This window comes from Nonomuraea sp. NPDC049400 (assembly GCF_044466425.1).
Taxonomy (GTDB): Bacteria; Actinomycetota; Actinomycetes; order Streptosporangiales; family Streptosporangiaceae; genus Nonomuraea.
In genome coordinates this window covers 25,615-36,663 of the sequence record NZ_JBITMP010000079.1, presented here as the reverse complement: position 1 = coordinate 36,663, position 11,049 = coordinate 25,615, and the positions used below count along the sequence as shown (strand labels likewise).

The 11,049-nt window shown below is 68.5% G+C and carries 7 protein-coding genes; 2 read left to right on the top strand and 5 right to left on the bottom strand.

Going from position 1 to position 11,049, the window contains the following annotated elements; translation table 11 throughout:
* Both ACIBVN_RS55950 and ACIBVN_RS55945 read right to left on the bottom strand, forming a co-directional pair.
* On the bottom strand, window positions 1-2,642 hold a 2,642-nt coding region (locus tag ACIBVN_RS55950), incomplete at its 3' end, for a carbohydrate-binding protein (RefSeq protein WP_397150292.1).
* A gap of 50 nt (window positions 2,643-2,692) precedes the next feature.
* The gene (locus tag ACIBVN_RS55945) at window positions 2,693-5,074 is read right to left on the bottom strand and encodes an RICIN domain-containing protein (RefSeq protein WP_397150290.1); all 2,382 of its coding nucleotides are present in this window, start codon (window positions 5,072-5,074) and stop codon (window positions 2,693-2,695) included.
* A gap of 334 nt (window positions 5,075-5,408) precedes the next feature.
* Here ACIBVN_RS55945 and ACIBVN_RS55940 point away from each other — a divergent pair, with 334 nt between their 5' ends.
* Together ACIBVN_RS55940 and ACIBVN_RS55935 are read left to right on the top strand one after the other, a co-directional pair.
* On the top strand, window positions 5,409-6,146 hold the full coding sequence (locus tag ACIBVN_RS55940) for a FadR/GntR family transcriptional regulator (protein ID WP_397150288.1): 738 nt from the start codon (window positions 5,409-5,411) through the stop codon (window positions 6,144-6,146).
* A 379-nt stretch (window positions 6,147-6,525) separates the two neighbouring features.
* Window positions 6,526-7,971: an arabinofuranosidase catalytic domain-containing protein gene (locus ACIBVN_RS55935; protein ID WP_397150286.1), complete on the top strand. Its 1,446-nt coding sequence runs from the start codon at window positions 6,526-6,528 to the stop codon at window positions 7,969-7,971.
* A 111-nt stretch (window positions 7,972-8,082) separates the two neighbouring features.
* Here the strand turns inward: ACIBVN_RS55935 and ACIBVN_RS55930 are convergent, their stop codons facing one another.
* From ACIBVN_RS55930 to ACIBVN_RS55920, 3 genes are read right to left on the bottom strand one after another with little or no spacing between them, the layout of a single operon-like run.
* Window positions 8,083-9,246 carry a mandelate racemase/muconate lactonizing enzyme family protein gene (locus tag ACIBVN_RS55930; protein WP_397150284.1) on the bottom strand — a complete coding sequence of 388 codons (1,164 nt, stop codon included), beginning with the start codon at window positions 9,244-9,246 and terminating at the stop codon, window positions 8,083-8,085.
* Window position 9,247: 1 nt separating this feature from the next.
* Window positions 9,248-10,075 carry a carbohydrate ABC transporter permease gene (locus tag ACIBVN_RS55925; protein ID WP_397150282.1) on the bottom strand — a complete coding sequence of 276 codons (828 nt, stop codon included), beginning with the start codon at window positions 10,073-10,075 and terminating at the stop codon, window positions 9,248-9,250.
* Window positions 10,075-11,046: a carbohydrate ABC transporter permease gene (locus ACIBVN_RS55920; protein WP_397150280.1), complete on the bottom strand. Its 972-nt coding sequence runs from the start codon at window positions 11,044-11,046 to the stop codon at window positions 10,075-10,077. The genes ACIBVN_RS55925 and ACIBVN_RS55920 overlap by 1 nt, the downstream gene beginning before the upstream one ends.
* Window positions 11,047-11,049 lie beyond the last annotated feature (3 nt).

Genomic DNA, 11,049 nt, shown 5'->3' with positions numbered 1-11,049 from the left:
CTGGTGCCGTCCGCGGTGCCGGCCCCGTTCACGTCCAGGCATTTGCCGCCGTAGACCCGCAGCTCACCGGAACCGGTGGAGGTCCACTGCTGGTTCGACTGCCCGTTGCAGTCCCAGATCTGCACCTGCGCGCCGTTGGCCTGCGAGGCGCCGCTGACGTCCAGGCACCGCCCAGACCCCACACCCTTGAACGTACTCGTGCTCCCTGGGGGCGAGGTGCCGGTGTCGAGGGTGAAGGCGTCCACGTCGAACAGGTAGCCCTGCCCTGTCGGGCCGCGGAAGACCAGGTACAGCGTCGTCGTGCCGGCCGGCGCGCCGCTGAGGTTCGCCGAGACGTCGGTGAAGGCGTCCCAGCTGCCGGTGCTCGCCACGTTCACCGTTCCCAGCAGCGTGCCCGTCGCCGAGCCCGCCCGCACCTCGATCCGGCCGCCCGCGCCGGCCGAGGACACCCGGGCGGTGATCCTCGTCGCGTTGCCCAGGTTGTACGGCTGGAAGGAGATCCAGTCGCCGTCGTCGGTGAAGCCGACCGTCTTGCCGCCTTCCGCGGTGGCGTGGTCAGCCGTCTGGATGCCCTGCTGGGCGCCGAAGTGCTCGGCCTGCCGGTGCCGCGGCTGGAGCGTACGGACGCTTGTGGACGTCAGACCGCCCTTGTCGGTGTACGAGGCCTCGAAGACGCCGTAGATGTTGGCCGCGGTGTCATGCTCACCGTCGGCCGGCAGCGAGATGGAGTCCGAGCAGCCGGTCTTGGAGGTGATCTTGTGGCGGTGGCTGTCGTGGCCGATGAAGTAGGCGACGGTGACCCCGGCGCAGTCGATGGTGCCGTCCTCCGGGTCGGTGACGGTGACCTGGAAGGGCACGGTGTCACCGAAGGAGAACAGCTGCCCGTCGGCAGGGGTGGTGAGGCTGACCGTCGGCGCGGTGTTGCCGACGTTCACGATCACGCTCGCCGTGCCGGTGAGCCCTTGCGGGTCCCGGACCGTGAGCGTCGCCGTGTAGGCGCCGTTCGTGGTGTAGGTCTTGCTCGGATTCGCCGCCGTGGAGGTGGTGCCGTCGCCGAAGCTCCACGAGTACGTCAGCGCGCCACCCTCCGGGTCGGAGCTGCCCGCCGAGGAGAAGTTCACCGTCAGCGGAGCCGGGCCCGACGTCTTGTCGGCGGACGCCTTGGCGATCGGATTGCGGTTGGCGTTGCCGATGTACTCGATTCGATACAGCGCCTGGTTGTTGTTCCCAGTGCCGTAGTCGAGGACGTACAGGGCCCCGTCAGGGCCGAAGGCCATGTCCATCACCTGCGTCCCCGACCAGGGGAACGCCGAGATCTCCCCGTAGGCGCCGTCGGACTTGACCTCGATCGCCTTGATCCAGCGCCGGCCGTACTCACCGGCGAAATACCGCCCGTCGAGCGCCTGGGGGAACTTGACCGCCGAGTTCAGGTTGGGGTCGTAACGGTAGACCGGACCACCCATCGGCGACTCCGACCCTGAGCCGAACTCCGGCGGGCTTCCGGCGTCCCCCGCATACCTGATCCACGCCGGCTTCGCCGGAGGCAGTGTGGTCAGGCCGGTGTTACGGAAGGAGTTGTTGGCCGGGCCGCCCGCGCAGTTGTACTTCGGACCGGTGCTGTTGGTGGCGAAGTTCCATTCGTTGTAGGTCTCGCTGCTGGTGTTCGTGCCCGTGCAGTACGGCCATCCGTAGTTGCCGGGGCCGGTGATGCGGTCGAACTCCACCTGCCCGCTCGGCCCGCGGTTGGGGTTGGTCACACCCGCGTCCGGCCCGTAGTCGCCGAGGTAGACGATGCCGGTCGCCTTGTCCACGCTCATCCGGAACGGGTTGCGGAAGCCCATCGCGTAGATCTCCGGCCGGGTCTTCGCCGTCCCCGGCGCGAACAGGTTGCCGCTGGGAATCGTGTAGGTCCCGTCGGGCTGCGGCTTGATGCGCAGGAGCTTGCCGCGCAGGTCGTTGGTGTTGGCGGCCGAGCGCTGGGCGTCGAACTGCGGGTTGCGGTCGGTCCGCTCGTCCAGCGGGGAGTAGCCGCTCGACTCGAAGGGGTTGGTGTCGTCGCCGGTGGTCAGGTAGAGGTTTCCGGCGGCGTCGAAGTCGATGTCCCCGCCCACGTGACAGCACTGGCCGCGGTCGTTCTGGACCCGCAGGACCACCTTCTCGCTGGCCATGTCGAGAGTGTCGTCCGGCTTGAGGGTGAAGCGGGACAGGTGCAGCTCGCCCTTCCACTGGTCGAACTGCGCCTGCGTGCCGTTGCTTGGCGCATCACCGTTCGGCGTGCTCAGCCGCGGCGAGTAGTAGAGCCATAAGTACCGGTTCGACCCGAAGCCGGGGTCCACCGCCACACCCTGCAGGCCCTCCTCGTCGTGACTGTAGACGTTGAGCCTGCCGGCCACCTTCGTGTTGCCGTTGACATCGGTGACGCGCACCGTGCCGTCGCGCGCCGTGTGCACCACCGACCGGTTCGGCATCACGGCCAGCGACATCGCCTCACCCAGCTCCGCACCGCCCGCCGCGAGAGAGACCTGCTGGTAGTCGGATGCCGGGATGTCGAGGGCGTTCGCCGGGGAGGCGTTGAGCGCGAGTGCTCCGGGAGTGACCAGCGCCATCGTGGTCAGCAAGGTGAGCCACGGACGTCGGGACATGAGTGTTCCCTCCTGACAGTGGGGCGCCGAGGGCGCGTCGTCGGACGGCGTCAGGCGCGGGCCCACTTCTGGTTGGTGCCGCCGGTGCAGGTCCAGATCTGCACCTTGGTGCCGTTGGCGGTGCCGTACCCGGACACGTCCAGGCACTTGTTCGCCCCCACCGCGGTGATGCTGCCGTCGGCGTTGAGGCGCCACTTCTGGTTGTTCTGCCCGTTGCAGTCCCAGATGATCACGCTGGTGCCGTCCGCGGTGCCGGCCCCGTTCACGTCCAGGCACTTGCCGCCGTAGACCCGCAGCTCACCGGAGCTGGTGGAGGTCCACTGCTGGTTGGACTGGCCGTTGCAGTCCCAGATCTGCACCTGCGCGCCGTTGGCCTGCGAGGCGCCGCTGACGTCCAGGCACCGCCCGGACCCCACACCCTTGAACGCGCCCGTGCTGCCCGAAGGCCCGCCCTGAGGCCCGGCGGACGCCATCACGGCCTGGGCGCCCGACGGCCAGGCGCCGTTGGTGACGGTGACGTTGTTGTTCACCACATTGCCGCGGTCGCCGTTGGTGATGTTGGTGCTGCCGTTGGTCGACCAGTTGCCGGTGACGGTGAAGTTGCCCATGTTCTCGCCGTACCAGTAGTTGGCGGTGGCCCAGGTGCCGGTGTTCGAGAGCACGTTGTTCCTGACGGTGTAGTACCTGGAGCCCTCGTCGAAGTAGATGCCGAACCAGCCGTTGGTGCGCAGGCAGTGGTTGTCGCTGATCACCGCGCCCGGGTTCCACGACAGCGTGTAGATGCAGCCGCCGTCGGTCATCTGCTGCATGACGTCGTGCACGTAGTTGCCGATGAGCCGGTTGCCGGAGGCGGTGGTGGCCGTGGTGTAGCGCGGCTGGAAGTCGTACAGGCCGCGGTCGGCGTAGTGGGTGCTGCCGCCCGGCTCGTTGGCGCCCCAGCCGTACCCGATCGACATGCCGGTGTACGGCATGTTGTAGACCTCGTTGTGGGACACGTCGGTGTTGGTGACGTAGGTGGTCAGGACCGAGACGACGCCCCGGTGGTCCAGGCCGAGGTCGTGGATGCGGTTGTTGCTGACGGTGATGTTCCGGTTGACCATCCGCTGGTCACTCGGGTGGTGAGCGTCGGCGCGCACGCCGCCCACCACGATGCCGCCGGCCGAGCTGCGGGCGATCTCCGACCGGGTCACCGTGATGTCGGCGGCGCCCAGTCCGACACCGCTGGCGTGCGCGTTGGCGTCGTTGCCGATGCCGATGGCCGTCTGTCCCAGGTTGACGAAGCGCGAGTCGGTGAAGGTGATGGTGTTCGCCGCGGAGACCTGTACGGCGGCGGGCATCTGGGACCAGTGCGGCCGGGTCGCCTCGAACTGGCGGCAGCCCTGATGGCAGGAGGTGAAGGCGGGCCAGCTCCAGTTGCCGGCCATGTAGGCGCCGGTCTGCTGGTCCACATAGCCCTGGTTGCCGCTGGGGCCGAGCCAGCTCGTGCCGGTGAAGGTGATCCCGCTGAACGTGATGTGGTGCGCGGGCGCGTCGTACGTGCCCCCGACGTGCACCAGCGACTGGAGCACCGGCAGCTCCACGCTGAGGTTGCCCATGTTCTGTCCGGCGAGCGGGATGTAGGACAGGGCGCCGGTCGCGGGGTCAAGGTACCACTCCCCCGGCGAGTCGAGGAACTCGTAGGCGTTGGCCAGGTAGAGCGGCCCCGCCCGGTGCGGGCTGGTGAAGGTGTCATACCCGAAGTTGTTGTTGTTCCAGGCGGGCTGCCGCATGGTGATGAGGTTTCCGCTGATGCTCTGCACCGGCGCGTACCGGTCGGTAAACGAACCGACGCTCTCCATCTCGATCCGGCCCTGGTTGGCGAGGTTGTTCAGATAGCTCAGCGCGCCGCTGGTGAACCTCATCCCGATGCTGCTCGCGGTGAAGTCGGACCGGTTGACGGCGGTGCGCGCCCGGGTGGCGAGCGCGCCGTCGACGTACAGCTGCCGGGTGTCGATCCCGGCGCCGACGTTGGCGCGCCAGATGTTCTTCGCGGAGTCGGCCAGTGACCAGCCGGTGACCGCCCTGGCTCCGCTGATGACCGGAACGGCCCCTGCCGCGGCCTGCCATCTGACGGAGTAGCCGTTGTTCCCGGAGTCTGCGGCGGCCAGCCGGAGCGGCGCGGACAGCCGGTACACTCCGCCGGCCAGCTCCACGACGATGTCACCGGACATCTCGGCGTTCAGCGAACGTACCGCCGTTTGCGCCGCGGCCAGCGAGCACGGCTGGGCGGACGTGCAGGCGGTGCCGGTGCCGGCAGGTGACGCGTACAGGGTCGTGGTGGCGGCAAGGGCCGGGGTGGCGGCGGCGACGAGGGCGAACGCCGCGGCCAGCGCCGCAGCGACGATGCCGATCAGAATCGGTCTCAGCGCCGTGACGGGCGAAGATGACTGCACGGTGGTTCCTTTGGGGGGACGGGTGTGGCCAGGTCACGCCCTGCTGCTCAGGCAGGTGACGCCCTTCTGAGGGTCTTCGCTACTAATTACGTTGTGAGTATTGATACCCGTCAAGGCCTTAAGCCCGCTTATTTCACCATTCGCACACACAAGGCATGGCGACAGTTAGCCGCTTTCCTTCTTTTACCAGCGGCGATGCCTGCCACTGCGTATGCCCGCGCCGATCGCTCTCGGATGAACCGTTCATATGTGTCGCACTAATCGGCACTACGTCCGAGCTTAAGAGGGCACCTCATCAGTCATACTTTGCAGGGAACGGCGAGGAGGAAGCACGGTGACCGACACCCCGCGCGAGAGCGGATACCGGCCGGGTTACGAGGTGGCAGCCGAGCAGGTACTGGAGTTCATCGTCCGACTCGGCCTGCGACCGGGCGACCGCATGCCGACCGAGATCGAGCTGGCCCGGCAACTGGGCACCAGCCGCACCGTGGTCCGCGAGGCGGTGAAGATACTCTCCGCGCTCGGCCGGGTGCGCGCCCAGAAGGGCCGCGGCCTGTACGTGGCCGACGACGAGGGGATGCTCGGCACCGGGCGCTGGGCGTCCTTCTTCCTCCCGACCGACCTCGACCACGTCTACATGCTGTTCGAGTTCCGCCGCACGCAGGAGATGGAGACCAGCCGGCTGGCCGCCCGCCGCGCCACTCCTGCGGAGCTGAGGGCCATCGAGGAGGCAGCCGGCAGGTGCCGCCACGGCTTCGAGACGGGACGCGAGGAGCTGTTCAACGAGGGCGACGACACCTTTCATGCCGCCGTCGCCACGGCCTCGCACAATGTGTTTCTCCAGGTCGCCGTGCGGGAGGCCCGCAGGCTGCAGGCGCAGTCCAGCCTCATCGGGCTGCGCGGCTCGGTGGGCGGGCACGCCGCCAAGGCCGTCGAGGAGCACGACGCCATCTACCAGGCCATCCGCGCCGGTGACCCCGAAGCGGCCGCCCAGGCCGCGGCCACGCACATCGACAACACCCTCGACGACTACCGGAGAGAGATCCAGCAGCGCCTCTTCTCGTCCCAGTGAGCCGGCCATCCGAACCGGTTCGCCCAGTTGGGAACCGACGGGACCTGATCAGACGAGCCGGCGGCAGATGAACGTTTCATCGAGCCCGACTGCGAGCGTCGCCGATGAGTGCCCCCGGGCAGGGCTTCCGGCAGGCAGGCGGACAGGACGGAGCCTTGACAGTCGGTCCGCCCGTCGTATGTGCTTCGCTGTACGCCGCTGTCTCCCCCTCCTCAGCTGATTCAGCACATTAGCGAATCGATTCGCATCGCTCTCCAAGCGCGGCTGTCTCCGTCTCGCCCTACCTCCGAGGAGTACGACAATGCAGCCTTCATCCGTTCCCTTATCGAGCCGTTCGAGGCGTGGGTGGCGCGCTCGGGCGGCCGTCGTCGCATCTGTGGTGGCGGCACTGGCAACGCTCCTGGCCGCCGCCCTGACCTGGTCGGCACCGGCATCGGCAGCGACCGCGCCGCTGGTGGGCGTGGGGTCTGGGCGGTGCCTGGACGTCAGCGGCGCCTCGCAGACGAACGGCGCGCCGGTGCAGATCTGGGACTGCAACGGCCAGTCCAACCAGCAGTGGACCTCCACCGGTTCCGGTGAGCTGCGGGTCTACGGCGGCAAATGCCTGGACGTGAACGGGGCCGGCACCGCGGACGGCACCAGCGTGATCATCTGGGACTGCAACGGGCAGAACAACCAGAAGTGGCGCCTCAACGCCGACGGCACCATCACGGCGATGGGGGCGAACAAGTGCCTGGACGTGTCCGGGTACGGCACCGCCAACGGCACCAAGGTGCACATCTGGACCTGCCACGGCGGCACCAACCAGAAATGGACCACCGGAGCCGAGCCCACGCCGACGCCGACCCCGCAGCCGCCCGGCGCGCGCCCGTGCGACATCTACGCCTCCGGCGGCACGCCATGTGTGGCCGCGCACAGCACGACACGGGCGCTCTACGGCTCGTACAACGGCAACCTGTACCAGGTCAGGCGCTCCTCGGACAACACGACCAGGAACATCGGCGTGCTGAGCGCGGGCGGTGTCGCCGACGCCGCGGCCCAGGACTCGTTCTGCGCCGGCACCACGTGCGTCATGACCGTCGTTTACGACCAGTCCGGGCGCGGCAACGATCTGTGGTACCAGGGATCCAGCGTGGTCCCCGGCTCCCCTCAAAGCAGGCCCGCGATCGCGACCACCGAGTCGCTCACCGTCGGCGGCGGCAAGGCGTACTCGCTCTACATCAACCCCGGCAACAGCTACTGGCGGGACGGCCACCTGACCGGCGTGCCCACCGGCAGCGCACCGGAGGGCATGTACATGGTCACCAGCGGCACCCACGTCAACGGCGGTTGCTGCTTCGACTACGGCAACAGCGAGACGACCAGGAAGGCCGACGCCGCCGGCGCCATGGACGCCATCAACTTCAGCACCCAGTGCTGGTTCGGCGGCTGTCAGGGGACCGGCCCCTGGGTCCAGGCGGACCTCGAATGGGGGCTCTACCCCGGCGGCAGCCAGTCGTGGAACCCCAACCAGCGGGCCTTCCCCCACAAGTTCGTCACCGCCACGCTGAAGAACAACGGCACGACCCGGTTCGCCATCAAGGGCAGCAACGCGCAGTCCGGCAGCCTGTACACCCTGTACGACGGGCCGCTCCCCAACGGCTACAGCCCGATGAAGAAGCAGGGGGCCATCATCTTGGGAAGCGGCGGCGACTGCTGCAAGCCCGACGGCGGCGCCAATCTCAGCGCCGGAACCTTCTACGAAGGAGCCATGGTGGCCGGCTATCCCACGGACGCCACGGAGAACGCCGTCCAGGCCAACATCATCGCCGCCGGCTACCGCTGACCCGGTCCCAGGACGGGACCCTCGGCGAAACCGGATGCCGGCCACCTACCCCGCCGGGGGACGATGGCCGGCATCCGGACGAGGCCGGACACCGGAGAGGGGCGCATGACACTAGGTCTGCTGGAAGCCGCCGGTGACCGCCAGCAGGCGTCGTCCGGCATGCTCCGGCCGGATGTTGGGGCCCTCGGCGGCCCTGGCGTCCGGCCGGCGGGTGAACGCGTTGATCGCGTGCTCGTCGATCGTGATGCCGAGGCCCGGCGAGTCTCCGAGGATGAACGCGCCGTCCTCGACGTACAGGTCGAGCGACACTCCGAGCGGCGGGTGCAGGTCCTGCAACTCGCTGGCCAGGTGGTTCGGCACCGACGTCGCGGCGTGCAGCAGCGCGACCGGCGTGGCGCCGATCGGGCTGACCGGCAGGTCATGGGCGTGCGCCAGCGTGGACACCCGGAGGAAGTGGGTCACCCCCCAGACCACGGCCGTCTGGACGATGTCGACGGCCCCCGCGGCCAGCAGCGGACGGAACTGCTCGAGCCCGGTGAGGTTCTCCCCCGTGGCGACGGAGGCGCGGATCCCGCGGCCGACGGCGGCCAGGCCCTCGGCGTCCCACCGCCGGACCGGCTCTTCGATCCACGTCAGATCCAGCGTGCGTTCGAGCTCGCAGACGTGCCGGACCGCCTGCTTACGGGTCCAGGCCTCGTTCACGTCGAGCATCAGGCCCGGCCGCGATCCGTGCCTCGCCTCAGTCAGGACATCCCGTACCAGCGTCAGGCGGTGCCGGTCGCTTTCGATGTCGAGGCCGCCCTTGATCTTGGCCGCGCGCAGACCGTGCTGGGCGTAGACCTGGTAGGCCGAGACGAGTTCGTCGTCGGTCAGGCCGATGTCGAGGCCCGAGGCGTAGGCGGGCACCCGCCGGTCGCGTCCGCCGAGCAGCCGCCAGAGCGGTTCACCGGCCGCCTGCGCCTTGATGTCCCACAGGGCGGTGTCGAGTGCGCCGATCGTGCCGAAGACGGCGCCGGCGTGGCCCGCCTTGAAGGTCTGCCGCAGCATGCGGTCGTAGAGCGCCGTCACGCCGCGCGGATCCTCGCCCTCGATCGCGGCGAAGACAGCGTCGATCTCCACGTGCGGCCCGAGGCCGATGCCGGTGATCCCCTCGTCGGTGTCCACCATGACGAGCGGCACCAAGACGACTCCGTCGGCGAAGACGCCGTTGGCGTCACCGACGGGACGGCCCCACTCCTGGACCGTCGTCGTGGTGCGATACCCCGTGATCCGCATGTCAGCCCTTCGTGGAACCGGCGGTGACGCCGTCGGCGATCTGGCGCTGGAGGAACAGATAGATCATCAGCACGGGTATCGCAGCGATCAGGACTCCCGAGGCGAAGGTGGGGATGTCGTCGGAATACTGTCCGCGCAACGCGTTGACCCCGATCATCAGGGTGCGATGCTCGGGCGACGGCATCATGAGCAGGGAGATGAGCACGTCGTTCCAGCAGAACAGGGCGTCGAGGATGCCGACCGACACCAGTGCCGGAACTCCCAGCGGGAGCATGATCCGCCGGTACACGCCGTACACCGTGTTCCCGTCGATCCTGGCCGCGTCGACGATCTCCGCCGGAATGGTCCTGTAGTGGCTCGTCATCAGGAAGACGGTGAACGGGAGGAACTGCGCGACGTAGGCCAGGATCAGTCCCGGATAGGTGTCGATGAGCCCGCTGTCGGCCATGACCCTGGTGAGCGGCACCATGATCACCTGGAACGGGATGAACAACCCCGCGAGACAGCCCAGGAAGATCACCGAAGAGCCGCGGAAGCGCAGCTGGCTCAGCGCGAAGCCCGCCATCGACCCGAACAGCAGCAGCAGGGCCACGGCGAATGCCACGACGATGAACGAGTTGACGAAGTACTGCGCCATTCCGGCGCCGGCCCACGCCTCGGCGAGGTTGTCCCAGCGCAGGGAACCTGCCGGGGAGAACCGGTCGAGGATGTAGTCACGGCGGGTCTTCATCGCGACGTTGGCGGTGAACACGAGAGGATAGATCGTGGCCAGCGCGAGAACGGCCATCGGAACGGCGGCCCCCCACCTGGCCAGACGCCTGCCGGGCATCAGTCCTGCCTCCCCGCGCGGCGGAGCACAGTGATCTGCAGGAGCCCCACCACGAGCATGACGACGAAGAGCACCGTCGAGGCGGCCGAGGCGAGCGCCGGCTGGTTCATCTGTCCCTGCTGGTGCCAGATGTAGTACTCCGGCAGGTAGGTCTCCCCCTCCGGGCCCCCGCTGGTCATGACGAAGAGCAGGCCGAACATGGACGTCAGCATCCCGATCATCGTGGTCACGAAGACGAATTGAATGGTGCGCGTCAGGCTCGGGATGATCACGTGCCAGATGGTCTGGCGGAGCGACGCGCCGTCCACGCGGGCGGCGTCCAGCAGCGAGGCGTCCAGGGTGCTGAATCCGGCGAGGAACACCACCAGGGCCATCCCGAACGTCGCCCATATGTGCACGCCGACGACCGTGAACATGGCGATGCCCGGATCGCCGAGCCAGTCGACGGGGCCGACGCCGATCGCCCCGAGGACGGCGTTCAACGGGCCGTCGAACCCGAGCATGAGGTTGAAGATCGCGCCGACGATCACCGGTGAGAGCACGGCCGGGAAGAAATAGACGCTGCGGTAGACCCGGTGACCCGGCACGCGCAGATAGATGAAGGTCGCGAGCAGACCCGGGATCGCGACCGCCACGGGAAGCAGCAGCACCAGCAGCCCGACGTTGCGCAGCGCGGTGCGGAACAACGGATCGCCGGCCAATTCCAGGTAGTTGCTCAGGCCGACGGGGGTTCCGTTGAGCTCGCCGTCACCCGTGAACGAGAAGTTGACCCCCAGGACCAGCGGCCACAGCCGCAGCACCACGATGATCAGTACGGCCGGGGCCACCAGGACGTAGGGCGCGAGGCGCTCGGCGCGCGCCCCACGGGTGGTACGGGCGTCCCGGCGGCGTCCCCGGTGCTTGACGGTCGCTGCGTCGGCCCGCCCGGAGCCGGCCGGGCGGACCAACGGCGACGGGCCTCCGATCGGCACGCG